A 26226-nucleotide genomic window follows, 5' to 3' on the forward strand; every position below is an offset into this window, starting at 1 on the left:
GGCGGTGAGCGCGCGCATCGTCATCGACGCACGCATGCTGAGGACGACCACCGGTCGTTACATCGACCGCCTGCTCGAGCACCTGCAGGACCTCGATGCCCGCAACCAGTATCTGGTCTGCCTGGACCAGCGTGGTTTTGACAGCTGGTTTCCCCGTGCCCCCAATTTCACGAAGGTGCTGGCGCCTTTTCCGGCCTACAGCTGGGCGGAGCAGTGGAAGTTTCCCCGGCTGCTGCGCCGGCTCCAGGCCGATCTGGTGCACTTCACCATGCCGCAGCAGCCTTTCCTGTTCTTCGGTCGCAACGTCACGACGGTGCACGACCTGACCCTGATCCGCTTCAGCAATGCCGCGGACGGGCGCTGGAGCTACCGGCTCAAGATGGGTCTCTTCGGCGCGCTGCTGCGGCTGATCGCCTGGCGTGCCTGCGGGGTGATCGCCAACAGCTTCTACACGCGCGACGACTATGCCCGGCTGGTGGGCTGTGATGCCGAGGACATCCACGTGACCCATCTGGCCGCCGACCCGCTGGCGGCCGAGCCGCAGGAAATCGCCGCCTTGAAAGGCCGCAGGTTTCTGCTGTATGTCGGCAATGCTTATCCTTACAAGAATATCGATCTGTTGCTGACGGCGCAGCGGCAACTGGCCCGGACCGATCCGCAGTTGCACCTGGTGCTGGCCGGCAAGACCGATGGATATCACGAAACCATCGAGCGGCGGGTGCGTGAGGAGGGTATTCCGAACGTACACTTTCCGGGTTATGTGTCCGACGGGCAATTGAGCTGGCTCTACAGCCGGGCGGTTGCTTATGTATTCCCGTCCCGTTCGGAGGGCTTCGGTCTGCCCGGCCTGGAGGCCATGCTGCATGGCCTGCCGGTGATCTCCAGTTCGTCGACGGCCCTGCCGGAGGTTTTTGGTGATGCTGCACTGTATTTTTCGCCCGATTCCGTCGAGCAGTACATCGAACGTGTCCAGAGCGTGCTGCAGGGGCGTGAGTGCCGCGACGCGCTGATCCGGCGGGGTCACCAACGGGTATCGTCCTATTCCTGGTCAAGAATGGCCGAATCGACCTTGGCGGTCTACCGGGGATGCCTGGGTCAATCCGCCCATGCCACCCGACCTGACGTGGTGTGAAAATCGGTAGCTGATGTGAAGATCCTGGTCGTGACGGGTTCCTACGTTCCACATGTGCGGGGTGGCGCGGAATATTCGACGCAGATCACTGCCCAGGCCCTGTCGGCACTGGGTCATGACGTGACGGTGCTGACCTGTGCCGATGCGGGACGGCGCGAGGACGTGCTCGACACCGATGGCTGCACCCGCATCGTGCGGATCCCGTCGCCCAATCTCTACTGGAACTACCACACGCCGACGGCGGCGTGGAAGCGGGTGGTGTGGCACCTGCGGGAGAACTTCAACGGCGATGCCCTCGAGGGGGTCGAGCGGGAGATCTTCTCGATCGCGCCCGACGTGATCTGGACCAGCACCATCGAGAATTTCGGGCCGCTGGCCTGGGAGGCGGCCGCACGGGTCGGCGTGCCGGTGGTGCACACGCTGCGCAGCTACTACGTCTCCTGCTACCGGGGCACCTGTTTTTCGGGCGCGAAGACCTGCTCCGGTCCGTGTCCGGTGTGTGCGGTGGCCACCGTGGGCCGTCGCCTGTCGGCGCCGCTGGTCGACGGGGTGGTCGGCATCAGCGACTTCATCCTGGCGCATGAGCGCCACCATTTTCCGTCGGCGCGCACGCGCGTGATCGCCAACCCGATCGCTCCCGGCACGCTGCAGCGCCCGCGCGAGGGCTGGCTGGGGCCGCGCCCCCGTTTCGGCTTCATCGGCCGGCTCGAGCCTGAAAAAGGCATCGAGTCCTGCCTGGAGGCCTGGTCGCAGCTGCCGGCGGGCTCGGCCTCGCTGCTCGTGGCCGGCCAGGGGCGGCCCGATGACGTGATGCGGTGGCGCCGCTCCCATGCGGACCCTGCCATCGAGTTCGCCGGCTGGATGCCGGCGGCCGATTTCTACCGCCAGGTGGACTACGTGCTGGTGCCCTCGCGCTGGAACGAGCCGTTCGGCCGGGTGGTGATCGAGGCTCAGGCCAGCGGCGCGGTGCCCATCGTCAGTGATCGTGGTGGATTGCCGGAACTGGTGCAGCACGGTGTCGATGGCTGGGTGTTCGGCTCCGACATCGCCGACGATCTCGCCGCGGTGATGCGGGCGGCGGTGACGGGTGTCCGGGCTTATGCCGGCATGTCCCGGGCCGCCGTGGCCCGGGCCGGGCTCTATCGACCGGAGGCCATCGCCGCGGCTTACGTCGAGCTGTTCGACGGACTGGTGCATTGAATCGCGGGAAATGAACCTGAGTTATGGCGCTGACCACGTGACGGTCGTGACGGTCACCTACGGCGACCGTGCCCACCTGCTGGACCAGATGCTGAGGGCGTCGATGGCCGAGGGCGTCGGCCACGTGATCGTGGTGGACAACGGCGCCGCCGACGATCTGGCCACCCGCCTGCCCCGTGAGCATGGCGACCGGGTCAGCGTGGTGACGCTGCCGTCCAACCAGGGCTCGGCCCCCGGTTTTGCCGCCGGCCTGGCCGAGGCACGGCGCCGCGGGGCGTGCTGGGTGCTGATGCTCGACGACGACAACCGGCTGCGCCCCGGGGCCTTGCGCCGGCTGCTGCTGCGTCATGAGCACGAGGCGGCACGGGTGCCGCTGGACCAGCTGGCGGTGGTCGCCTACCGCACCCGGCATCTGGATCAGGCCCGTGCCATTCCGTCCATCGGCATGTATGGCGGCAGTGCGACGTCCTGCCTGGGTTTCCATGTCGGCGATCTGCCGATGAAGGTGTTCCGCCGGACTCCGTGGGGGCGGCGCTGGGAACGCTCGAGGGCCGTGCGGCCGGCGGTGCGCATCGCGACGGCGCCCTACAGCGGCATGCTGTTCCATGTGTCGGTGCTGCAGCGCCACGGCCTGCCCCGAGCCGACTACGTGCTCTACATGGACGACATCGAGTTTTCCTCGCGCCTGACCCGTGCGGGTGGCGCGCTGATCCTGGTGAGCGATGCGCCCGTCGACGATGTCGAGGAGTCGTGGCACAGCGAGCAGGACCACGGATCGGCCTTCGGCGGCCTGCTGCATGGCGCGGGGGACTTCCGCGTTTATTACCACGTGCGCAACTGCCGGCATTTCGAGTCGGTCGAGCGCCAGGGGGCGGGCTGGTTGCGCCGGCTCAACGAGCGGGTGTTCATGGCCATCCTGCATCACCAGGCGGTCAGGTCGGGTCGCATCGAGCGTTTCGAGCTGATCCGTCAGGCCATGGCCGACGGGGCAGCCGCCCGTCTCGGGGTCAGCACGAGGTTTCCCCTGCCATGAACATCATCCATGTGGTGCGGCAGTTCCTGCCGTCGATCGGCGGGCTGGAGGACGTGGTCCATCAGTTGGGCCGGGAACACCTCCGGCGCGGCCTCGGCCCGGTGCGGGTGGTGACGCTGGACCGGTTGTTCCGCGGTGGCGAGGGCCGGCTGCCGGCGCACGAGTTCATCGACGGCATCGAGGTGCTCCGCCTGCCTCACCGGGGCAGTTCCCGTTATCCCTTGTGCCCGACCGTGCTGGCGCAGCTCGGCGGGGCCGACCTGGTGCATGTGCACGGCATCGACTTCTTCTTCGACTACCTGGCCGCGACCCGCTGGTGGCATCGCCGGCCGCTGGTGGCCTCCACCCATGGCGGCTTTTTCCACACGCCTTATGCGTCGGGGCTGAAGCAGGTCTATTTCCGCACCGTCACCCGGGCCTCGGCCCATGCCTACGGGGCCATCGTCGCCACCAGCCACAGCGATGGCGAGATGTTTGCCGACGTGGTGTCGCCCCGTCGGTTGCGGGTGGTGGAAAACGGCGTCGACGTGCAGCGTTATGCGGGCGCGGCGCGCGGGCCGCTGGGCCGGCAGCTGCTCTATTTCGGTCGCTGGTCGGTCAACAAGGGGCTGCCGCAGGCGCTGGCCCTGCTCAAGGCCTTGCGTGATCAACACCCGGGCTGGTCCTTGACCGTGGCCGGCCGTGAATATGACCTGTCGGCCGACGGGCTGATGCAGCAGGCCCGCCGACTGGGCGTGGCCGAGCACCTCCAGCTGGTTCCCAATCCGTCCATCGAGGTGCTGCGTGAATTGATGACGGTTTCTTCGTATTTTGTTTCACTGTCCCGTCACGAAGGTTTCGGATTGACCGCCATCGAGGCCTTGAGTGCGGGATTAATACCGATCCTGAGTGCCATCCCCGCATATGAACGGGTGATCGAAGGGGTGGGCCTGGGTTATCTTTGTCCGTCGGATCCCGCCATGGCGGCCAGTCTCGTCGAAAACGGCCATGCAGGGCTGGCGGGGTCCATCGAGCAGCAGCGTGCCAAGGCGATCGGTTTCTGCTCGGCCTTTGCCTGGGACAAGGTATTCCGGAAGTACGAGGGAATTTATGAAGAGGTATGCGGGAAAGGTGGGCCGTGATGGTCTGAAACCCTGGTCGACCGCCTTGATCGCAGCGATCATGTGCCTGTCCGGAGCCGGTGTGGCCGCGCAGACGCGGGTCACCGTCAGCGAGGGTTGCCTGAATCAGCGCATGCGTGGCGTGAGTCTCGCCGGTGCGGAGTTCAACCCGACCCGGGTACCGGCCCAGCATTTCCGGGATTACATCTACCCCTCGGCCAGCCAGTATCCGCTGTTCTCCGACATGGGCGCGTCGGTGTTTCGCCTGCCGATCGCCTGGGAGCGTGTGCAGCCGACCCTGTTCAGCGATCTGGACGCGGCCCAGGTCAGCCTGCTGCGCACGGCCTACGACAACGCCCGCAAGTCGGGCGACTGCCTGCTGATCGATCTGCACAACTATGGCACCCATCAAGGCCGCAGCCTCGGTTCCAGCGAAGTGCCCCAGGGTGCCTTGCTGGACTTCTGGAGTCGTCTGGCGGCCGTGCTGCCCGATGACCGCCATGTGGCGCTCGGCCTGATGAACGAGCCCGTCAGGGTGTCGACCGCGGCCTGGTCCCGACTGGCCCAGGAGGTGGTGCTGGGTCTGCGCCACGCGGGGGCGCGTCACTACGTGATGGTGGCCGGCGGGGGCTGGAGCGGGGCACACAGCTGGTTCAAGTCCGACGGCAGTGGCGTGTCCAGTGCCACGGCCTTCGCGAACTTCCAGGATCCGCTGGATCGCAGCTACTTCGAGGTGCACCAGTACGCCGACGGCAACTATTCAGGCACCGGCAACACCTGCCAGAGTGCCGACGCGATCGTGCCGTTCCTGGCCGCGGTGGGCAATTGGGCCGAAAGCAATGGCCAGAAGATGTTCCTGGGCGAGTTTGGTGTCGCGGACAATCGAGCCTGTCTTGCCACCCTGCAGGCCATGCTCGAGCACATCAGCAATCGTCCCAAGGCATGGGCTGGCTGGAGCTATTGGGCGGCCGGTGAATGGATGACGGAGTATCCGTTGACTGCACAACCGACGGCGACCCGCGTGCCGGGACCGCTGAAGACGCTGCAACGTTATTTCAACCGATGAGCCTGCCAGCAGCCTGAGTGCTGCGATTGATCGACCCCGTGGCCAACCGAAAACGACTGATCGAGAACATCCTTTCCCTGGGCGCAGTACAGCTTGCGAGCTATGTGCTGCCCTTTCTGAGCCTGCCGTATCTGGCCTTGACCCTCGGGGTCGATGCGCTCGGGCGCATCGCGTTCGCGCTGTCGGTGGCCCAGATCTTCGTCGTCCTCACCGACTACGGGTTCAATCTCAGTGCGCCCAAGGACATCTCGGTGGCCCGCGACGACCCGCAGCGGGTCAGCGAGATCTACTGCGCGGTGACGCTGCTGCGGGCCGGGCTGGCGCTGGCGGGGGGGCTGCTGCTGCTGGTGCTCACGCGCACCGTGCCGCGTTTCCAGGAGGATGCCTCGCTGCTGCTGGTCACCTACACCATGGTGCTGGGCAACATCCTGTTCCCGCAGTGGCTCTTCCAGGGGCTGGAGCAGCTCAAGCTGGCCAGCGTGTTCCAGGTGATCGCGCGGCTGCTGGTGTTCGCCGGCACCTTCACGCTGGTGCACGGCCCGGAGGATGTGCTGTGGGCCGCCTGGCTTCAGGCGGGCGGCACGGTGCTGGGCGGGCTGATGGCGGTGCCGTTCACGCTGCGGGCGTTGCGCGGGGCCGGGCTGCGGTGGCCTTCGAAAGCCCAGTTTCACCACCAGCTGCAGGAGGGCTGGCATGTCTTCCTGTCGACCGCGGCGATCAACGTCTACACCAGCAGCAACGCCTTTTTCCTCGGCCTGTTCGCGGCGCCGGCGATGGTGGGCCACTACCACGTGGCCGAAAAACTGATCCGCGCCGTGCAGATGGTGTTCGGACCGATCAGCAATGCGGTCTACCCGCACGTGGCCCGGCTGGCGGCCACCGACGAGCAGGCCGCGCTGCGCTTCAACCGCCGCCTGCTGCTGCGCCTGGGAGCGGCCGCGACCGTGGTGACCGCCATGGTCTGGCTGCTGGCCCCTCAGGTGGTCGCCCGGCTGTTCGGCCCGGCCTATGAGCCGGCCGTCGGCGTGCTGCGGATCTTCGCGCTGCTGCCGCTGCTGATCGTGGCCTCGAACATCCTGGGCATCCAGACCATGCTGACGCTGGGCATGAAGGTCGCGTTCAGCCGCATCCTGCTGGGCGCGGCGCTGGTCGACTTTGCCGTGTTCATCCCGGCGGCCTACTGGTTTGGCGCCGAAGGGGCGGCCTGGGCCAATGTGCTGGTGGAGTTGTATGTGACGGTGACCATGGCGGTCGTGCTGCACGGGGCCGGGCGCAGCCCGCTGTCCTCGCGGCTGGCCGTTCCGGCACCGTGACCCTGCTCGACAGGGTCATTCAGTTTGACACGAGGCACGCATGATGGAAAAAGTGGTCGCGGTGGTTGTCACCTTCAACCGGAAGGCCTTGCTGATCGAATGTCTGGCGGCCCTGCTGAGGCAGAGTTGTCCGCTGCAGAAGATCGTCCTGATCGACAACGCCAGCACCGATGGCACCCATGAGGCCCTGGGCGAGCTGGGTCATCTGTCCCATCCTTCGATCGATTACCACCGCCTGTCTTCGAACACGGGCGGCGCCGGCGGGTTCCACGAAGGGATGAAGCGCGGGCTGGCCCTGGCGCCGGACTGGCTCTGGCTGATGGACGACGATGCCGAGCCGGCCGATGACGCCCTGGAGCAATTGCAACTCGGGCAATGCCAGGATTCGACGGTGGCGGTGGCCTGCATGCCGGTGGGCACCGACGGCGTTCCTCAATGGGTGCACCGGGGCTGGCACGACCCGAAATCCAGCGATCTGGTCGGATTGACCCACCTCTCCCAGAAGGACCTGATCGGCACGCCGGTGCAGATCGGGTTTGCCTCCTTTGTCGGCATCTGCGTGTCGGCCCGGGCGGCGCGGCAGATCGATCTGCCGCGCAAGGAATTCTTCATCCACTTCGACGACTACGAGTACTGCATCCGGCTCGGGCAGCTCGGCGACCTCTGGCTGATGCCGCACAGCCTCATCCTGCACAAGGATGCGCGCACCGCCGGCGGGGCCATTTCAGGCTCCGTGACCCGGCAGGTCCTGAAATACGACCGGCTGTGGCTGACCTATTTCGGGCCGCGCAACCGGCTCTGGATGCGGCTGCACCAGGCGAGCCTCGACACGCGGATCAAGGTGCTGATGGCCGAATCGGCCGAAGTGCTCAGGCACTGCGCGGGCGCCTTGCGGCACCGGGATGACCACATGTTCCGGCGCTGCCTGCTGCGGATCTTTTCCTTCGTCGATGGCGTGCGCGGCAATTTCGACAATGAGCGGCCGCGGAAAGTCCTGTTCGACTGAATGCTGACCAGGCCTTCGCCGGCGCATCGCCCGCAAGGAGTGCTCGTCTGAATCCGTCGCGGATCCTGTGGCTGGATGCGCTGAAGGCCATCGGCATCGTGCTGGTGGTGCTGGGTCATGCCGTCGACGGCTCTCGGCTGCACGACCTCATCTACAGCTTCCACATGCCGCTTTTTTTCTTCGCGGCGGGCTGCGTGTTCCCCGGGGAGCGCTCCGGTGCGGGTTTCAGGGCCCTCTTCAGGCAGCGCATCCAGGTGCATGTCCGGTACTACGTCTGGTTTTCGCTGATCGGCATCGCGTATTTCATGCTGGTGAAGCACCTCGGGCCCGACCGACGCGCGCTGGACGAGCTGCTGGTGAACCGGTCGATCTCCCTGCTGACGGCCAGCGCCTCGTTCTCGTGGCCCGGCCTGGCGCCTGAGGTCACTGTCTGGCCCGTGGCGCTGTGGTTCTTCCCGGCGCTGGTGTGGTGCCTGAGCGCGTGGGCGCTGGTGCTGCGCTGTCGCGTGCCGGTCCTCGCCGGGATGGCCCTGGGGGTCTGGTCGATCGGGTGGTGGGTCCTCGAAGCCGGTGGCCTGCCCTGGTCGCTCGATGCGGCGGCCCTGGCGTTTCCCTTCGTGGTGGTCGGGGGGATCTTCCAGAGAGGGGCGCTGCTGGTGCCGCCCCCCTCGCAGGCGGTCCGGGCCGTCGCCCTGGCGGTCCTGTGCAGCGGGCTGGCGCTGATCTGGCACCTGAGCGCGGCGCTGCTCCCCTTCACGCCCCGGGCGCTGGAACTGCTGCGCCTGTTCGGCTTCGCCGCGGTGGTGATGCCGCTCGCGGTCCTGCTGGCGGGGATGCGCTGGGCGCCCTGGAGCGCCCGGATCGTCCACACCCTGTCGCGCTCCGCCTTGCTGGTGTTCCCGTTCCACATCATCGTGTTCTCGATCGTCGACAACCTGGTGCGGCGGCTGCACGGGCTCGAGCACGGACTCGCCTATGGCGAGCCGGCCGGGGTGGTGTTGCGGGTGGGGGTGTCTTTCCTGGTGCTGGTGCCGGCCCATGCGCTGTGGTTCGGCCGCCGGGCCGCCCGGTGCGCGCCGGCGGCCTGAGCCTGCGCGCGGGTCGGCTCCGGCGAGTCAAGGGGCGGCAGGGCCGGCCTCGGTCTCGTAATCACAATCACACCCGCTGCCCGACGAGATCAGCCGCAGCGCCACCCGGCGCAGCAGCGGTGCGGCCGCCTTCAGCGCCCCGGGCAGGAAGTCCTCAGGCTGCGCGACCACCCCGCAGCGGTAGCGCGCGGTGGCCTCGTCCCAGCGCAGCGCCTGGCAGGCGCCGCTGCGCTGGCGGCTGATCAGCATGCCCACCGGGCAGGGTTCGGCCACGCAGCAGACGCCGCAGCCGTTGCAGGGCGCGGTCCGGTCCGGCTTGGCCGGGGCCAGCGCCTGCAGGTGGATGACCCGCGCGCCCATGTTCAGCGCTGCGCGCGCCGGCGCAGGCCGGCCCAGCCCAGCAGCAGCACGGCCAGTCCGGCGGCCCAGGGCCAGGACAGCGCGCCACCGCCACCGCCACCGCTGTCACCCGAGCCTGTGGTGGGAGCCGCCTGGATGGTGATCGTCTCGGTGTGGCTGCGGGTGGCGCCGGTGCTGTCGGTGACCAGCAGCGTCACGGTGGCCGTGCCCGCGGCATGGGCGATCAGCGTGGTCTGCACCGTGTTGACGGCGCCGCTGAAGCTGAGCACCGTGCCGCTGCCGGTGGTGAGGGTCCAGAGGTAGTTCGTCAGCGTGCTGCCCGTGGTGCCGACCGCGCTGGAGGCGTCGAGCGTGATCGTCTGGCCGGCCGTGGCCGGATCCGGGCTGATGTCGAACACGGCCACCGGGCCCGTCATGGCCGCGGTCGCGATGACGGCCGCCCCGGCGTCGAGCATGCCGGCGCCGCAGGTGCTGGTGGTGCAGTAGCACTCGAGCTGCTCGGTCGTGCCCGGCGCCGTGCACTGGGCCACCGTGCTGTCGGCGCCGCTGGTCGGGAAGGCCCGGGCGGTCTGCTGGAGCCGCGTGCTCAGGCCGTCGGGGGTCAGCGTGCCGTCGACCGAGAGCATCAGGCCGGCCGTGCCGGCCACCAGCGGGGCGGAGAAGCTGGTGCCCACCGCATAGTCGCTGCCGCCGCTGGTGTAGCTGGCTGAACCGGGGGTGGTGGTGCCGGTGTTGCTCGTGCTCAGCATCGGGTAGACACACTCGCCGGACGCGTTGACGCAGTTGCCGGCCGGGGCGCTGATCGTGACCTCCGGGCCCAGGCTGGCAAAGCCGTTCTTGGTGCCGAGGTGGCGCAGGCCGCCCACGGCGATGACGTTGCCGCAGTTGGCCGGCGTGTTGGTGGCCAAGCCGTCGTTGCCGGCCGAGGCGACGATGGTGACGCCGGCGGTCCGCACTTCAGCGATCACTGCCTCATATGCTGCATTGCACGCGCCTGCTGAGCCCAGGCTCATGCTGATGACCTTGGCTGGATTCGGGTTGGTGGGCACGCCCGCCACGGACAGGCCAGCGGCCCAGCGCATCGCCGCCTGGATGTCGGAGTCGTAGCCGCCACATTTGCCCAGCACCCGCACCGGCAGCACCATGACCTGCCGGCCGATGCTGGCCATGCCGACGCCGTTGTTCGTCAGCGCGCCGACCAGCCCGGCGGTCTGGGTGCCGTGCCAGCTGCTGTCGGACGCACCGCAGCCCTGGAAGCTGCCGTTGCGGGTGGTGTTCTCGGTGGCGGTGATCCAGTCGCCGGGATCGGACGGGTCGGCGTCGCGGCCGTCGCCGTCGTTGGCGGTGGCGACGTCGGTGACGAAGTCGTAGCCGGCGAGCAGCTTGCCGGCGAGGTCGGGGTGGTCGCTGCGCACGCCGGTGTCAAGCACGGCCACCACCACGCTGGCGCTGCCGGTGCTGACGGCCCAGGCGGTGGTGGCATGGATGGACGAGCGCACCGTCGCCGTCGGCGCCCGCAGATACCACTGGCCGGTGGCCGGCGAGACCCCGAGCGCGTCGCCGTAGAGCGGATCGTTCGGTGCGGCCTGCACCCGGCGGCGCTGGTCGGGCACGGCGTATTCCACCTCGCTGTCGGCGGCCAGGCGGCGGGCCAGCTCGGTGCTGTCCAGGCCGCTGGCGGTGATGACCTGGGTGCGCGGGGCGATGGTGTGGCCGTCGACCAGGTTCAGGCTCAGGCGCTGGCCCAGCGTGCTGGCACGTTGCACCAGCGCCTGTTCGCTGCCCGAGGCCGACAGGATCGCCGCGTTGGTGCCTGTGCCGGTGCTGCGGAACTTGACGATGACCCGCGCCGACGTGGCCGCCGGCACGCTGAGCCGGGCCGGCTGCCGTTCGACGGCCTGGACCGGCGGCGTGCCCAGCAGGGCCGTGAGGCCGGCCAGCATGCAGGCGGCAGCGCCACCCCGGATCAGGCGGCGGGCGAGGGGAGAGGCGGACGGCTTGAACATGGCGGGGCAGGGCTTCCACAGCACGAGGACTGCGGGAGTGTAGGCACGCCGATCATGTTCTTTTGTTGCCGTGGCTTTGCCGTGGGGTGGCCTGCCTTGCCGGTTTGTTTCAGGATGTGTGCCGCGGGCTGAAGGCCGGGCGATGGGCCTGCCGCGAGACCAGGTCGAGCACCGTGGCCATGCCGCTGCGTCGGCCGGCGACGACCGGCACCCGGGGCCGCACCGGCTCGGGCATGAAGCCGCGGGTCTCGAGCTGCCAGCCTTCGGTGGCCTGCTCGGCGCTGTGCACCATCACCCGCTGGGCGCTCAGGCCCAGTGCGGCGGCGCGCACCAGCAGCGCCTCGGCCTGCGTGGCATCGAGCTGCAGCGCGAAGTGCTGCCAGTGGTGCAGCACGTCGGGGTGGCGCCAGGCGTCCTCGAGCCTCCAGCGCTGCGGCAGGCCGTCGGTGGTGCGCACCGCCTCGGCCACCAGCGGCTGCAGGGCGGCGAAGAAGCGCTGCAGGTCCTGCTGCAGGTCGCTGTCGGGCAGCAGCGCGACCAGGCGGTCGATGCGCCGGTCGCAGTCCGGGCGGGCCAGCTGCTGCGTCATCAGCACCTGCACCGCCTGGATGGGGTTGAGCAGGCGCAGCCGGTTCGACGGCATCACCAGCAGCGGCAGCCGGGCGGCCTGCTCGTGCGGCAGCGGCGTGACGAAGGACATCAGCACCGCCAGGCGGCGCCAGGCGTCGGCGCCCAGGCCGTCGAGCTGGGGCAGGCCGCTGGCCAGCAGCCGGTCGGCCTGGGCGAAGGCCTCGTCGGCGCTCAGGTCGGCCTTGGCCACCTCGGCGGCCAAGCTGATCTGGGCGAGGTTGCCCGCCGCGTAGCCGGCGTCGTCGCAGATGCGGCTGATCACCGCGTCGGTGGCCGCGCCGTGGGGCGGCTGCAGCCGGCCTTCGGTCAGCGCGGCCCGCGTGACCGGGCAGTGGCTGCCGTGCAGCTGCTGCAGGTAGTTGGGGGTGACGCTCATCAGGTCGAAGCTGCGACCGCGCAGCCAGGCCTGCAGCCGCAGCGCCAGCCACTGTCGTGCACCGGGCGTGGCGGCACGGGCCCGGGGGCCGAAGCTGGCGCGGCCGGCCTCGTAGCCCTGGCGCACCGGATGGACCAGGCCCATGCATGCCGCCGCCGGCTCGACCGAATGACGGGCATGGTCCCAGCCGAGTTCAAAGCCGATGTGTTCGATGTCAGCGTGCATTGCGAAGTCCACAACGATGGCAACCATGTCTGCTCTCCTGCGCCGGGGCCCGGATGGGCCATCCGGTGCCAGGGCGCAGTCTGAGGCCCGTCAGGCTCACCACGTGAGCCTGTGGTGAGGCGATGACTCCACTGTGCCGCGCACCGCTCGCCCTGCCCAGACCTTGCCCGGGGGTGGGGCCCACCCGCTCGGGGGTGGCCAGGGGGTGTGGCGCCGCGGGGGCACCTGTCTGCGGGGGATCCTGCGCAGGGCGACCCCGGCCGGTCGTGCAATACGTCTCGAATGGCGCGCCATCCGGGCTCGCGGGGCGGACTCGGGCGGTGTTGCCGCGCCCGCGCCACGAACTGCGGGGCTGACTTTTCGCGGTTGCCCGCTAAGATGGCTCATTACCCGAGCTCGACCCGAGACAAGACCAAGGGAGCCGGTCATGGACCGCACAGAACGTTTCTACAAGATCGAGTTGCTGATCCGCACCCGTGGCGCCGTCAGTTTTGCCGACCTGATGGCCGAACTGGAAGTTTCGCGCGCCACGCTCAAGCGTGACCTCGACTACCTGCGCACCCGCATGGACGCCCCGATCGTCTATGACCGGGAGCTCAACGGCTACCGCTTCGACGCCGCTGCCCGCGGTGGCGGTGGCGACACCAGCCACGAGCTGCCCGGCGTGTGGTTCAGCGAGCGCGAGATCCATGCGCTGCTGACGATGCACCAGCTGATCGGCGGCCTGGACGGCGGTGGCACGCTGGGCCGCCACCTGCAGCCGGTGCTCGAGAAGCTGCACGGCATGCTGGGCACCGCCGAGGTCGATGCCCGCGAGCTGATGAAGCGGGTGCGCATCCTCCAGCCGGCGCTGCGGCCGGTGCCGGTGCGCCACTTCGAGGTCGTGGCCAGCGCGCTGCTCAGGCGCAAGCGCATCACGCTGACCTACTGGACGCGCAGCAAGCAGAGCGAGTCCGAGCGCATCGTCTCGCCGCTGCGCCTGGTGCACTACCGCAACACCTGGTACCTCGACGCCTGGTGCCACGCCAGCGACGGCCTGCGCCGTTTTGCGCTCGATGCGGTCCGGGCGGCCGAGGTGATGACGCAGAAGGCCAAGGAGGTCTCGATGAAGACCGTCGAGGCCGAGCTGGATGCGGGTTACGGCGTCTACACCGGCCGCGACATCCGCACGGCCTCGCTGCTGTTCACGGCCGCGGCCGCGCAGTGGGTGGCCAGCGAGCAGTGGCACCCGAAGCAGGAGCTGCAGACCCTGGTCGACGGCAGCCTGCGCATGCGCCTGCCGTATGCGGACGACACCGAGCTGCTGATGGACCTGATGCGCCACGGCGCCGACGTGCGGGTCGAGTCGCCCGCCGACCTGCGCCGCAAGCTCGCCGAGCGCCTGCGCACCGCGCTGTCCGCCTACGAGCGCTGAGCCGGCGCGGGCCGGCCGCGGCACGGCAGGCTCGCCTGGCGAGCCTGCCGGTGGGCGATGATGGCGGCCCGTGTGCATCGTCCACCCCGAGCCGAGGCTGATCCGCCGTGTCCGACCCCCTGATTCCCGGTCTGCTGGTGCTGCATGGCAACCGGCTCGAACTGCTGCGCGAGGCGGTGCTCGACTTCGTGCGCCGTCAGCCCCCCGGCCCGCTCGAGGAGGAGGTCTACCTCGTCCAGAGCAACGGCATCGCCGAGTGGCTGAAGATGGCGCTGGCGCGTGAGCAGGGCGTCTGCGCGGCCACGCGGGTGGAGCTGCCGGCCCGTTTCCTGTGGCGCACCTACCGGGCCATGCTCGGCGCGGCCGGTGCGCCGATGCGCTCGCCGCTGGACGAGGCGCCGCTGGCCTGGCGCCTGATGCGCCTGCTGGCCTCGCCGCTGGTGCAGCAGCCGGGCTACGAGCCGCTGGCCGGCTTCCTCGCCCCGGGCGACGTGGAGCGCCGCCTGCAGCTGGCGCAGCGCCTGGCCGACCTCTACGACCAGTACCAGCTCTACCGCGCCGACTGGCTCGACGACTGGGCCGCCGGCCGCGACGTGCTGGCCCGCTCGCCCGCGGGCATGGGCCACCGGCTCGACGGGGCCGTTGCCGTGCCCGACGAGCAGCGCTGGCAGCCGATGCTGTGGCGCACGCTGCTCGACGAGCTGGACCGGCCCGGCGCCGACGGCCGCCCGGCCGTGGGTCGCCACGCGCTGCGCCCGGCGGTGCACCGGCGTTTCGTCGAGGCGCTGCAGCGGGCCGACGAGCCGGTGCGGCCGCTGCCGCGCCGCATCGTGCTGTTCGGACATTCCAACCTGCCGCTGCAGACGCTGGAGGCGCTGGCCGCGCTGTCGCTGCGCTCGCAGATCCTGCTGGCCGTGCCCAACCCCTGCCAGTACCACTGGGCCGACATCATCGACGGGCGCGAGCTGCTGCTGGCCGCGCGGCGGCGCCACGGCCACCGCCCGGCCGCCGATGGCACGGGTGTGGTCGACCTGTCCGCGCTGCCGCTGGAGCAGGCCCATGCGCGCGCCCATCCGCTGCTGGCCGCCTGGGGCCGGCAGGGGCGCGACTTCGTGCGCCTGCTCGACGAGTTCGACGACGTGCGCAGCACGCAGGCCCGCTTCGCGATCCCGCGGGTCGACCTGTTCGATGTCGACGAGGCCGGGGACGGCGGCCCCGCGCCGCTGCTGCAGCAGCTGCAGGCGGCGGTGCGGGACCTGAAGCCGCTCGATGAACATCCGCGCCGCCTGGGCCTGCCGCTCGAGGCCAGCGTGGCGCCGGGCGACCGCTCCATCACCTTCCACGTCACGCATGGCGCGCAGCGTGAGGTCGAGGTGCTGCACGACCAGCTGCTGCACGGCTTCGCGGCCGCGGCGGCGGCCGGCCAGCCGCTGGGCCCGCGTGACGTGGTGGTGATGGTGCCCGACATCGAGCCCTACGCGCCGATCATCCGGGCGGTGTTCGGCCGCGTGCCGCGGGGTGACGCCCGCCACATTCCCTTCGAGATCACCGACGTGCGCCAGCGGGGCCGCCAGCCGCTGCTGCTGGCGCTGGAGTGGCTGCTGCGCACGCCGCAGCGGGCCACGGCCAGCGAGCTGCGCGACCTGCTGGAGGTGCCGGCGCTGGCCCGGCGCTTCGGCGTGTCCGACACCGACCAGCCGCTGATCGCGCGCTGGCTGGCCGGTGCCGGGGTGCGCTGGGGGCTGGACGAGGCGCACCGCGGCGAACTCGGCCTGCAGGCCTGCGGCGAGGCCAACACCTGGGCCTTCGGGGTGCGGCGCATGCTGCTCGGTTATGCCACCGGGGCGACCGCGGCCGGTGCGGGCCACGGCGGCATCGAGCCCTACGACGAGGTGGGCGGGCTGGAGGCCGCGCTGGCCGGCTCGCTGGCCGAGCTGCTGCACCGGCTGAGCCACTGGTGGGCGCTGGCCGCCGAGCCGGTGTCCCCGTCGGCCTGGGCCGAGCGCTGCCGCGGGCTGCTGGCGCAGTTCTTCGACCCGGTCGAGGAGCGTGAGCGCCTGCTGGTGGCCGCGGCCCACGAGGCGCTGGACCGCTGGCTCGACGACAGCGACGTGGCCGGCTTCGACGAGGCGGTGCCGCTGGCGGTGCTGCGCGAGGCCTGGCTGGGCGCGATCGACGAGCCGGGGCTGAACCAGCGCTTCCTGGGCGGGGGCGTCACCTTCTGCACGCTGATGCCGATGCGCGCGATTCCCTTCGAGGTGGTCTGCCTGCTCGGCCTCAACGACGGCGACTACCCGCGCCGCGCGCCGCGCAGCGACTTCGACCTGATGGGCCTGCCCGGGGTGCGCCGCCCCGGGGACCGGGCCCGCCGCGACGACGACCGTTACCTGCTGCTCGAGGCCGTGCTGTCGGCCCGCCGCCAGCTCTGCATCAGCTGGGCCGGGCGCAGCGCCCGCGACCAGAGCCTGCAGCCGCCGTCCGTGCTGGTGGCGCAGCTGCGTGACTACCTGAGCGCCGGCTGGGGCGAGGCTCTGCCCGGGCGCCTGACCACCGAGCACCCGCTGCAGGCCTTCAGCCGGCGTTATTTCGAGCCCGGTGCCGCCGCCCGGGGCCTGGTGACCTATGCCCGCGAGTGGCGCGAGGCCCATGTCGAGCCGGTGCTGGCGCCGCCCCGGTCGGCCGGCCCGGCGGTCGAGGCCGATGCCGAGCTGGGCCTGGCCACGCTGGTCGACCTGCTGAAGCGGCCGGTGCGGCATTTTTTCCGCCACCGGCTGCGGGTCGACTTCGACGATGCCGATGCGCAGGCGCTCGAGGACGACGAGTGTTTTGCCCTCGACGGGCTGGTGCACTGGTCGCTGCTCGAGGATCTGCTCGACAGCCTGCCGGCCACGCCCCTGGCCGACGAGGCGCTGGCCGCTCACCTGCAGCAGGCCGTGCACCGGCTGGCCGCACGTGGCCAGCTGCCGCTGGCGGGGCTGGGCGAGCGCACCGGCACGCTGCTGTGCACCGAGGCCGAGCCGATGGCCCGGGCCTGGCAGCGGCTGCAGCAGCGCTGGCCCCCGGCCGCCGCCACCGAGGCCAGCGGGCGCCTGCGTGTGCAGGGCCTGTGGTCGCTGCCGCCCGATGCGGCGGCGCCGGCCGGCCCGGTCACGGTGCGCCTGGACGACTGGATCGAAGGGCTGCGCCGCGGTCCGGCCGGCGAGGCCACGCTGCTCAGCCGCAGCAGCTCGGCGCTGATGAAACCGGATCCGGATGCCCGGCCCCCGGCGCGGGTGCTCAAGCCCGAGGCGGTGGTCGACGTCTGGGTGGCGCTGGTGGTGGCCGCCGCCCAGGGCGTGCCGCTGCAGGCGGTGCGGCTGGGGCGTGACGCGGTCGTGACCCTGCACCCGCCCGAGGCCGCGCTGGCGCGGGCCTGGCTGCACGACCTGGTCGCGGCCTGGAACGCCGCCCGCCAGCACCCGCTGCCGCTGGCGCTGAAGACCGCGCTGGCCGCCGTCGCCAGCGGCACGCCCGAGGAGGCCCGCCCGGCCTTCGAGGGCGCCGGTTTTGCCGGCAGCCCGCCCGGCGAGCGTGAGCGGGATCCGGCCCTGGCACGTGCCTACCCGGACTTCGAGACCCTGCTCGCGGGTCTGCCCGACACCCCGACACCGGCCGGCGCCGGCTGCCGCTGGACCGCCGCCGAGGTCCCCGAGGACCCGGACGATGCGCCCGCCACGCGCGGTCTGGCCGCCTGGTGCGGCCTGTACCAGCCGCTGCACGACTGGGCCCGGACCTGCGCCGAGACCGAGTCGCTGGCCGCTTTCCTGAGCCGCACGGAAGGCGCCCCATGAGCCTGCCCCTGACCCTGCCGCTGCACGGCAGCCACCTGATCGAGGCCAGTGCCGGCACCGGCAAGACCTGGACCATCGCCGCGCTCTACCTGCGCCTGGTGCTGGGCCACGGCCGCGAGCCCGATCCGGCCGACCAGGCCGACACCGGCACCCAGCCACCCCGGGCGCTGATGCCCGGCGAGATCCTGGTGATGACCTTCACCCGCGCGGCCACGCGCGAGCTGTCGGACCGCATCCGCGAGCGGCTGGCCGAGGCGGCCCGCTGCTTCCGCGGCGAGCCCGGCAGCGAGCCGGTGCTGGCCCGCGACGCGCTGCTGCGCGAGCTGATGGCGGCCTATCCGGCCGGCGAGGCGCGCGAACGCGCCGCCTTCCGGCTGGCGCTGGCGGCCGAGGCCATGGACGACGCGGCGGTGCACACCATCGACGCCTGGAGCCAGCGCATGCTGCGCGAGCATGCCTTCGACAGCGGCAACCTGTTCGACGAGGAGCTGGTGGCCGACGAGTCGGCGCTGCGCGAGCAGGCGCTGCGCGACGTCTGGCGGGCCGAGGTCTACCCGCTCGAGGCGGCCGCGCTCGCCCCGGTGCTCGAGGTCTGGCCCACGCTGGACCACCTGCGCGACGACCTGCCCGGGCTGCTGCCCAGGCTCGAGCTGTTCGATGCCGCGCCGGTCGCCGACGTGGCGGCCCTGCTGCGCACGCGGGTCGAGGCGATGCAGGTGCTGCGCCAGGGCTGGACCGCCCGCGCCGCGGCGATGCGCCCCTGGCTGACGGCGCTGCTCAACGGCCCGGCCAACCCGTTCAACGGCAACAAGATGAAGGCCGACAAGGTGGCCGACTGGCTCGATCGCCTCGACGCCTGGGCCGCTTCGCACGGTCCTGGCCACCTGCGCCTGGCCGACAAGGACGATCAGCACGACAAGGCCTGCTGGCGGCTGACGCCGGCCGGCCTGGCCGATGCGCTGAAGAAGAACCAGCAGGCCGAGCTGCCGCCGGTGTTCGCCGAGTTCGAGGTGCTGCAACAGCGCCTGGCCATGCTGCCCGACCTGGCCTCGCTGCTGCGCCAGCATGCGGCACGCCGGGTGGCTCATCGCATGGACCAGCTCAAGCAGCGAGCCGGCCGCTACGGTTTTGCCGACCTGCAGGCGCGGCTGGAGCGGGCGCTGGCCGGACCGCGCGGCCCGGCGCTGCGCGAGCGCATCGTCGGCCAGTACCCGGTGGCGCTGATCGACGAGTTCCAGGACACCTCGCCGCTGCAGTACCGGCTGTTCGACCGGCTCTATCACATCGCTGCCGACCGGCCCGAGACCGGGCTGTTCCTGATCGGCGACCCGAAGCAGTCGATCTACGCCTTCCGTGGCGCCGACATCTACAGCTACCTGCAGGCGCGCCGCGACACCGAGGGCCGCCACCACCGGCTCGACACCAACTTCCGCGCCACCGAAACGCTGGTGGGCGCGGTCAACCACCTGTTCGACCAGGCCGAGCGGCGACTGCCCGGGGGCGCGTTCGCGCTGCCCAAGGACGGCACGCTGGCGCTGCCCTTCGACCCGGTGCGCGCGCGGGGCCGCGGCGAGCGCCTGGTGAGCTCGGCCGGCGTGGTGCCTGCGCTGGCGCTGTGCTGCGACCTGACCCCGCTGGCCGCCGTGCCGCTGCGGCGGCGCTGGGCCCAGCACTGCGCCGAGCGCATCGTGACGCTGCTCAACGACGAACGTTGCGGCCTGCAGGGCGACGACGGACGCTTCACGCGGCTCAGTCCGGGCGACATCGCGGTGCTGGTGCGCAGCCGCCACGAGGCCGCCGCGGTGCGCCAGGCGCTGGCGCACCGGCGCGTGGCCTCGGTCTACCTGTCGGACCAGGAATCGGTGTTCGCCAGCGGCGAGGCGGTCGAGCTGCTGCGCTGGCTGCGCGCGGTGGCCGATCCCGCCGATGGCCGGCTGGCGCGTGCGGCCCATGCCGGCGCCGCCATCGGCCTGGGCCTGGACGAGCTGCGCCGCTGCAGCGTCGACGACGAGGCCTGGGACGTGCACCTGCTGCGCCTGCGCGAGCTGCATGGCGTGTGGCAGCGCCAGGGGGTGCTGGCGATGCTGCGCCGCAGCCTGCACGAGCTGGACCTGCCCGCCCGCTGGCTGGCGCAGGTCGATGGCGAGCGGGTGCTGACCAATGTGCTGCACCTGGCCGAGCTGCTGCAGGCCGCCAGCGTGCAGCTCGAGGGGGAGCAGGCGCTGGTGCGCTGGATGGCCGAGCAGATCGCCGACCATGCCGCCGGCGTCGGCGAGGGGGGCGAGGACCGCATCGTGCGGCTCGAGAGCGACGCCGCGCTGGTGCAGATCGTCACCGTGCACAAGTCCAAGGGGCTGGAGTATCCGGTGGTCTTCCTGCCGCATGCGGCCAGCGCGCGCCCGGTCGACCGGCGCGGGCGGGTCGCGGTCGAGTCGGTCGACGAGGCGGGCCGACGGGCGCTGGACTTCAGCCTCGGCGACGCGGCGCTGGCCTCGGCCGAGCAGGAGCGCCTGCGCGAGGACCTGCGCCTGTTCTATGTCGCGCTGACCCGGGCGCGCCACGCGCTGTGGCTGGGCGTGGGGCTGCCGTCGGTGCGGGGCGCTCCGGACCAGACCGCGCTGTCGCTGAGCGCGCTGGGGCACCTGCTGGGCGTGGCCGGCCGCACGGTGCCGGTGGCCGAGCTCGACGCGGCCCTGCGCCGCCTGGTCGACGGCCAGCCGGGCCTGTGCCTGGGCCCGCCGGCCGCACCCACCAGCCAGCGTCTGGTGGCCCGCGGCCAGGCGCCGGTGCTGCAGGCCGCGCCCGGCTACACCACCCGCATCGAGCGCGACTGGACCATCGGCAGCTTCTCGGCGCTGGTGCGTGACCTGGCCAGCGCCGGGCCGGCCGTCACCTGGCCGGCCACCGTCGCCGACCGCGGGTCGGCCTCCGCGCCGGTCGCGCCCGGGCCGTCGGCCCGGGTGCCGACGACGGGCGGCGGGCTCGAGCCCCTGCTGCCGCTCGGCGCGGTGCTCAACGACCCGCTGCGCGAGGAGGCCTGGCGCGAGGAGCAGGCCGCGATCGAGCGCGACGAGCCGGCCGACGAGACGCCGCTGCCCGTGCCCGGGCAGGCCCAGCCCTGGCACCGTTACCCCCGGGGGCCGCTGGCCGGCAATTTCCTGCACGAGCAGCTCGAGCGGCTGGCTGACGTGGCGGGCTGGGACGCCGTGGGCACGCCCGAATTCCTGCGTGGCCTGCAGCGCCGCTGCGAGCGCCAGGGGGCGGCCTACCGCGCCGAGGACGTGCAGGTCTGGCTGCAGGCGCTGGTCGACACGCCGCTGCCGCCGCTGGGCGCCTCGCTGTCGCAGCTGCGTCACCACCTGGTCGAGATGGAGTTCTGGATGCCCAGCGCGGGCTGGCCGGTGGCCGCGCTCGACCGCCTCTGCCGCGAGGGCCTGCTGCCCGGCCTGCCGAGAGTGGCGGTGCCGGAGCGGCCGCTGCGCGGCCTGATGATGGGTTTTGCCGACCTGGTGTTCGAGCACGGCGGGCGCTACTGGGTGCTCGACTACAAGAGCAACGCGCTGGGCGCCGACGACAGCGCCTACGGCCGCCCCGCGCTGGAGGCCGCGGTGCTGCAGCACCGCTACGACCTGCAGGCCGCCCTCTACCTGCTGGCGCTGCACCGCCTGCTGCGGGCCCGCCTGGGTGAGGGCTATGACCCGGCGACCCACCTGGGCGGCGCGATCTACCTGTTCGCCCGCGGCATCGACGCCCCGGGCCGTGGCTGCGTGCACCTGCCGGCCGATCCGGCCCTGCTCGACGGGCTGGACCGCCTGCTCGACGGCCACGAGCACCCCGAGGACCTGTGATGCCCCCCCGTCAGCCCCCACGCCCCGCCGATCCGCCGCTGCAGGCGTCGCTGTTCGACGCGGTCGTGCCGCGCTCGCCCACCGAGCCCACCGAGCCGCCAGCCGCGACATCCCGCGAACGCTCCGGTGCGGCCTGGCCGCCGCCGGAGGCCGGACCGGCGTCCGGCGCGCTGCCGCTGGTGTTGCCGCTGCCGTCGGTGCGGGACGCGGCCGGCCTGCTGGCCGAGCTGTCCCGCTGGGCCGAGGCCGGCTGGCTGCGCCTGCTCGATCTGGCCTTCGCCCGCTTCGTGCACGAGCAGGCGCCGCGCAGCGAGCCGGTGGTGCTGCTGGCCGCGGCGCTGCTGGCCCAGCTCGAGGGGCGTGGCCACACCTGCCTGAGCCTGGCCGACCTGCTCGACGGGCGCCGCGCCGCGCTGATCCACTGGCCCGCGGCCGGCATGGGCGCGCTGGAGGCCACGCTGGCGGCGCTCGAGGGGGACGTCGACCGCTGGTCCGCGGCGCTGGCGGCCAGCGCCGCGGTGGATGTCGATGCACCGGATGGCGTGTCGCCGTCTCCTGCCGCGCTCGGGCAGGCCCCGCTGGTCTGGGTGCCGCGGGGCGCACGCCTGTACCTGCGCCGCTACTGGCGCGACGAGCAGCGTGTGGCCGCCCAGGTGCTGCAGCGTGTCGGTGCGGCAGCGGCGGCGGGCGAGGGCGAGGGGGCCGACCCGATCGCGCACGCCACCGCACCGGCCGAGGTGCGCCGCTGGCTCGACCTGCTGTTCCACGCGCCACCACCGGCCGCCCCGGGGGACGAGGCGCTGGAGCCCGACTGGCAGCGCATCGCCTGCGCGGTGGCCTGGAGCGGGCGCCTCGGGCTGATCACCGGCGGGCCGGGCACCGGCAAGACCTACACCGTGGCGCGGCTGCTGGTGCTGCTCGAGGCGCTGCACCCCGGGCCCGAGCCGCTGCGCATCGCGCTGGCCGCCCCGACGGGCAAGGCCGCCGCGCGCCTGAAGCAGTCGATCGAGGCGGCCCTCGGGCCGCTGCAGGCGCAGGTGGGCTCGGCGCTCGACCTGTCGGCGCTGGTCACCCGCATCGGCGCGGCGCGTACGCTGCACGCGCTGCTGGGCGCCCGTCCCGACACCCGCCGGCTGGCCCGCCATGCCGGCCATCCGCTCGATGTCGACGTGCTGGTGGTCGACGAGGCGTCGATGGTGCACCTGGAGATGATGGCCGCGCTGCTGGAGGCGCTGCCGTCCCGCGCGCGCCTGGTGCTGCTGGGCGACAAGGACCAGCTCGCTTCGGTCGAGGCCGGGGCCGTGCTGGGGGACCTGTGCCGCCAGGCCCAGGCCGGGGCCTACGCCGAGGACACGGCCGCGCGGGTGCTGGCCTGGACCGGCCAGGTGCTGCCGCAGCCGATGCGCCTGAAGGCCGGTCAGCGGCCGTCGCCGCTGGCGCAGCAGACCGTGATGCTGCGCCGCAGCCAGCGTTTTGGCGGCCCGATCGGCCAGCTGGCGCTGGCGGTGAACGCCGGCGCCAGCGTGCGCGCCTGGCAGGTGCTGCGCGGGCCGGGCGGTTCGCCGTCGCCGGTCGCCTGCTGGCCGGTCGACCGGCCGGTGACCCGGCTGGCGCTCGAGGGCCGTGACGGTGCCCCCGGCGGCTACCGGACCTACGCCGAGCTGCTGGCCCGCGGGCCGCAGGTGCCGTCCGCGCACGGCCGCGACGATCCGGAGGTGCTGCACGAGGCCTGGGTCCGGTCGGTGCTGCAGGCCTTCGAGCGTTTCCGGCTGCTCACCGCCGTGCGGGAGGGCGACTGGGGGGTCGGCGGCCTGAACCGTGCGGTCGAGGCCGCGCTGATCGGCGCGGGCCTGCTGCAGCGCGGGGGCGAGTGGTACGAGGGCCGCCCGGTGATGGTCACGCGCAACGATGCGGCCCAGGGCGTGTTCAACGGTGACGTCGGCCTGACGCTGCGCGCCTCGCCCCGGGTCAGCGCGGCCGGGGCGGGCACCCGGGCGCTGCGGGTCTATTTCCTCGACGGCGATCAGCTGCGTTCGGTGCTGGCCAGCCGCCTGAACCAGGTCGAGACCGCCTTCGTGATGACGGTGCACAAGAGCCAGGGCTCGGAGTTCGAGCACACCGTGCTGGTGCTGCCCCCGCGGGGCGCGCAGGTGCTCACGCGGGAGCTGGTCTACACCGGCATCACCCGGGCCCGCCGCGCCTTCACGCTGGTGGCGCCCGAGCCGGCACTGTTCGACGCCGCGCTGCAGCGCCGCACCCACCGTGCCAGCGGCCTGCCGGCGCTGCTGGGCACGGACGACCCGGCCACGACGGCCTGAACCGGGGGCCGGTCGTCCGGGCGTGTCGACCTGCGGCTCAGGCCCTGGTCGCGCCGCGGGCGGCGTGGATGCGCCCGCCCACCAGCGCGGCCGAGCCGATGCCCAGCAGCAGCGCCAGCGCCGAGCCGTGGAAGATGCCCGCGTCCAGCCCGCGGTCGAGCATCATGCCGAACACCGGTGCGGCCAGCGCGAAGCCGGTGTCCAGGCCGGAGTAGACCGTGCCGTAGACCCGCCCCGTCGAGCCCGGAGGGGCGGCGCGCTTGATCAGCATGTCCCGCGACGGCCCCGCCAGGCCGGTGCCGAAGCCCGCCAGGGCCGCCGAGCCGGCGGCCAGCAGCGGCGGCAGCCAGCCGGTGCCGGTCAGCACCAGCAGCACCGCCGCCAGCGCCATCGCCATCGCGATGATGCGCTCGAGCCGCTGCACCCGGGCGACCAGGAAGCCGCCGGCCACCATGCCCACCGCGCCGCAGAGCATGTAGCCGGTGACGACGAAGGCGGTGGTCGACGCCGGCAGGCCGTAGAGGTGGCCCAGCGCCGGGCTGGCGAAACTCTGGATCGCGCTCAGCGCCGCCGTGGTCCAGAAGAAGAACGAGAAGCACAGCCAGACCGAAGGCAGCTTCAGGAAGGCCATCGGGTGCTCGTCCTGGCCACCGCCCGCCCGGCCACCGGCCGGGGCCCGGCCGTGGTGGTCATCGATCGCGTCGGACTGCCACACCAGCACGGCCAGCACCACCAGGCCCACCAGCGCCGTGCCGGCGTAGGCCAGGCGCCAGTCGTCGAGCGCGCTGACGCCGATCAGGAAGACCGGCGCGAGCGCCCAGCCCAGGTTGCCGCTGATGCCGTGCACCGAGAACGCATGGCCCAGCCGTCCGGGGCTGACCCGCTTGTTCAGGATGGTGAAGTCGGCCGGGTGGAAGGGCGCGTTGCCCAGGCCGGCGAGCGCGGCGGCCAGCATCAGCCCGCCGTAACCCCGGGCCAGCGCGGCGGCCACCGACGCGGCCACGAAGCTCACCAGCGCCGCATACAGCACCGGCCGTGCGCCGATGCGGTCGACGATGAAGCCCGACAGCGCCTGGCCGATGCCCGAGATGATGAAGAACACCGTCACCAGCAGGCCCAGCTCCGAATAGCTCAGCCCGAAGTCGCGGATGAAGGCCGGGAACAGCGGTGGCAGCAGCAGGTGGTGGAAATGCGAGGTGCCGTGCGCCAGTCCGACGAGCGCGATGGTCTTGTAGTCGCGCCGGGCGGCGGCCCGGGCGTCGTCGACCTGCCGCAGGTCGGTCGCGCTGGAAAGAGGGGATGCACTCATGATGACCGGACTGTAGGCGCATGGCTTTCGACCGGGTTACGATAGAAAGACGATGTCTGTCGAGAATCAGCCAATCCGTCGACCCCGTGGCCGCACGGCCGCGGGCGAGCCGACCTATGTGCAGCCGCTCGATCCGCTGCGTTTCGCGCCCACGTCCGCCCGCCCGGTGCGTGCCAAGGCCCGCCGGCTGGCCGCCGACACCCGGGTCGATCCGCATGCCCACGCCTGGGCGCAGCTGTCGTATTCCGCCGCCGGGGTCACCCGGGTGACGGCCGGCACCAGCACCTACATCGTGCCGCCGTCCCGGGCGGTCTGGATCCCGGCCGGGGTCGAGCATGCGGTCACGGTCGTCCAGGCCGCCGACCTGCGCACGCTCTATTTCCACCAGGCGCCCGAGCCGGTCGAGGCGCGGGCGGGCGGCCCGGGGCCTTGGGACCGCTGCCGCGTGGTCGAGGTGTCGAGCCTGCTGCGCGAGCTGGTGCAGCAGCTGGTCGTGCTGGAGACCGATGCGCCCGGGCTGGAGGGCGGGCCGCCGGCGCCGTCCGGACCGGCCCGGACGGCGCGGGAGCATTGCCTCGCGACGCTCGCCGTGGACGAGCTGCGGCAGGCCCGTTGCCTGCCGCTGGGGGTGGCGCTGCCGCAGGACCGGCGCCTGCGCGGGCTGTGCGAGGCGGTGCTCGACGATCCGGTGCGCCACGCCACGCTGGAGGGCTGGGCCGCCGAGGCCGGTGCCAGCGCCCGCACCATCGCCCGCCTGTTCCGCCACGAGCTGGGCGCCAGCTTCGTGCAGTGGCGCCAGCAGGTGCTGCTGGCCAGGGCGCTGTCGCTGGCCGCCCGCGGGCGGCCGATGAGCCACATCGCCGCCGAGCTGGGTTATGCCAGCCCGAGCGCCTTCAGTGCCATGGTGACCCGCACCGTGGGCATGTCGCCCAGCCGCTTCTTCGGGCTGGAGCGGCTCGGCTGAGTGGCCGC

Annotated in this window: 17 protein-coding genes; 13 read left to right on the forward strand and 4 right to left on the reverse strand. The window is 72.0% G+C overall.

What is annotated here, in order from left to right; genetic code table 11:
* The first annotated feature begins 4 nt into the window (after positions 1-4).
* From C7444_RS12585 to C7444_RS12620, 8 genes are all read left to right on the forward strand, one after another.
* Positions 5-1132, forward strand: coding sequence for a glycosyltransferase family 4 protein (locus C7444_RS12585; RefSeq protein WP_110401205.1), 1128 nt, complete (start codon positions 5-7; stop codon positions 1130-1132).
* A gap of 30 nt (positions 1133-1162) precedes the next feature.
* Positions 1163-2332, forward strand: a complete 1170-nt coding sequence (locus C7444_RS12590; protein WP_170130740.1) for a glycosyltransferase family 4 protein — start codon at positions 1163-1165, stop codon at positions 2330-2332.
* A 10-nt stretch (positions 2333-2342) separates the two neighbouring features.
* A complete protein-coding gene (locus C7444_RS12595; protein WP_170130741.1) occupies positions 2343-3365 on the forward strand; it encodes a glycosyltransferase in 1023 nt (340 codons plus the stop codon).
* The gene (locus C7444_RS12600) at positions 3362-4486 is read left to right on the forward strand and encodes a glycosyltransferase family 4 protein (RefSeq protein WP_110401208.1); all 1125 of its coding nucleotides are present in this window, start codon (positions 3362-3364) and stop codon (positions 4484-4486) included. The genes C7444_RS12595 and C7444_RS12600 overlap by 4 nt, the downstream gene beginning before the upstream one ends.
* Positions 4487-4511: 25 nt before the next feature.
* Positions 4512-5531, forward strand: coding sequence for a glycoside hydrolase family 5 protein (locus C7444_RS12605; protein ID WP_170130742.1), 1020 nt, complete (start codon positions 4512-4514; stop codon positions 5529-5531).
* A gap of 38 nt (positions 5532-5569) precedes the next feature.
* Complete coding sequence (locus C7444_RS12610) at positions 5570-6844, forward strand: flippase (protein ID WP_211317546.1); 1275 nt, start codon at positions 5570-5572, stop codon at positions 6842-6844.
* A 43-nt stretch (positions 6845-6887) separates the two neighbouring features.
* A complete protein-coding gene (locus C7444_RS12615; RefSeq protein WP_211317547.1) occupies positions 6888-7850 on the forward strand; it encodes a glycosyltransferase in 963 nt (320 codons plus the stop codon).
* Positions 7851-7921: 71 nt separating this feature from the next.
* On the forward strand, positions 7922-8938 hold the full coding sequence (locus tag C7444_RS12620) for an acyltransferase family protein (RefSeq protein ID WP_375136933.1): 1017 nt from the start codon (positions 7922-7924) through the stop codon (positions 8936-8938).
* A gap of 27 nt (positions 8939-8965) precedes the next feature.
* Here the strand turns inward: C7444_RS12620 and C7444_RS12625 are convergent, their stop codons facing one another.
* From C7444_RS12625 to C7444_RS12635, 3 genes are all read right to left on the reverse strand, one after another.
* A complete protein-coding gene (locus C7444_RS12625; RefSeq protein WP_110401212.1) occupies positions 8966-9298 on the reverse strand; it encodes a hypothetical protein in 333 nt (110 codons plus the stop codon).
* Between the two features lie 2 nt (positions 9299-9300).
* The gene (locus C7444_RS12630) at positions 9301-11304 is read right to left on the reverse strand and encodes a S8 family serine peptidase (RefSeq protein WP_146219394.1); all 2004 of its coding nucleotides are present in this window, start codon (positions 11302-11304) and stop codon (positions 9301-9303) included.
* Positions 11305-11413: 109 nt separating this feature from the next.
* Positions 11414-12562, reverse strand: a complete 1149-nt coding sequence (locus C7444_RS12635) for a hypothetical protein (RefSeq protein ID WP_146219395.1) — start codon at positions 12560-12562, stop codon at positions 11414-11416.
* Between the two features lie 400 nt (positions 12563-12962).
* On the opposite strand from C7444_RS12635, the gene C7444_RS12640 reads away from it, so the two are divergent.
* From C7444_RS12640 to recD, 4 genes are all read left to right on the forward strand, one after another.
* Positions 12963-13949 carry a helix-turn-helix transcriptional regulator gene (locus C7444_RS12640; protein WP_110401215.1) on the forward strand — a complete coding sequence of 329 codons (987 nt, stop codon included), beginning with the start codon at positions 12963-12965 and terminating at the stop codon, positions 13947-13949.
* Between the two features lie 107 nt (positions 13950-14056).
* Entirely contained in the window at positions 14057-17779 is a 3723-nt protein-coding gene (gene recC, locus C7444_RS12645; RefSeq protein WP_110401216.1) for an exodeoxyribonuclease V subunit gamma, read from the forward strand.
* Complete coding sequence (gene recB / locus C7444_RS12650; protein ID WP_110401217.1) at positions 17776-21627, forward strand: exodeoxyribonuclease V subunit beta; 3852 nt, start codon at positions 17776-17778, stop codon at positions 21625-21627. Before recC ends, recB begins: the two co-directional genes overlap by 4 nt.
* Positions 21627-23945: an exodeoxyribonuclease V subunit alpha gene (gene recD, locus C7444_RS12655; RefSeq protein WP_110401218.1), complete on the forward strand. Its 2319-nt coding sequence runs from the start codon at positions 21627-21629 to the stop codon at positions 23943-23945. Before recB ends, recD begins: the two co-directional genes overlap by 1 nt.
* A 37-nt stretch (positions 23946-23982) precedes the next feature.
* On the opposite strand, the gene C7444_RS12660 is transcribed toward recD, so the two are convergent.
* Positions 23983-25254 (reverse strand): MFS transporter, encoded by a 1272-nt coding sequence (locus C7444_RS12660; RefSeq protein WP_110401219.1) that lies wholly within the window; start codon positions 25252-25254, stop codon positions 23983-23985.
* 52 nt (positions 25255-25306) lie between these two features.
* Here C7444_RS12660 and C7444_RS12665 point away from each other — a divergent pair, with 52 nt between their 5' ends.
* A complete protein-coding gene (locus tag C7444_RS12665) occupies positions 25307-26218 on the forward strand; it encodes an AraC family transcriptional regulator (RefSeq protein ID WP_110401220.1) in 912 nt (303 codons plus the stop codon).
* The last annotated feature ends 8 nt before the right edge of the window (positions 26219-26226 follow it).

The sequence above is a fragment of the Sphaerotilus hippei genome (assembly GCF_003201595.1).
In the GTDB taxonomy this organism is placed as follows: Bacteria; Pseudomonadota; Gammaproteobacteria; order Burkholderiales; family Burkholderiaceae_C; genus Sphaerotilus; species Sphaerotilus hippei.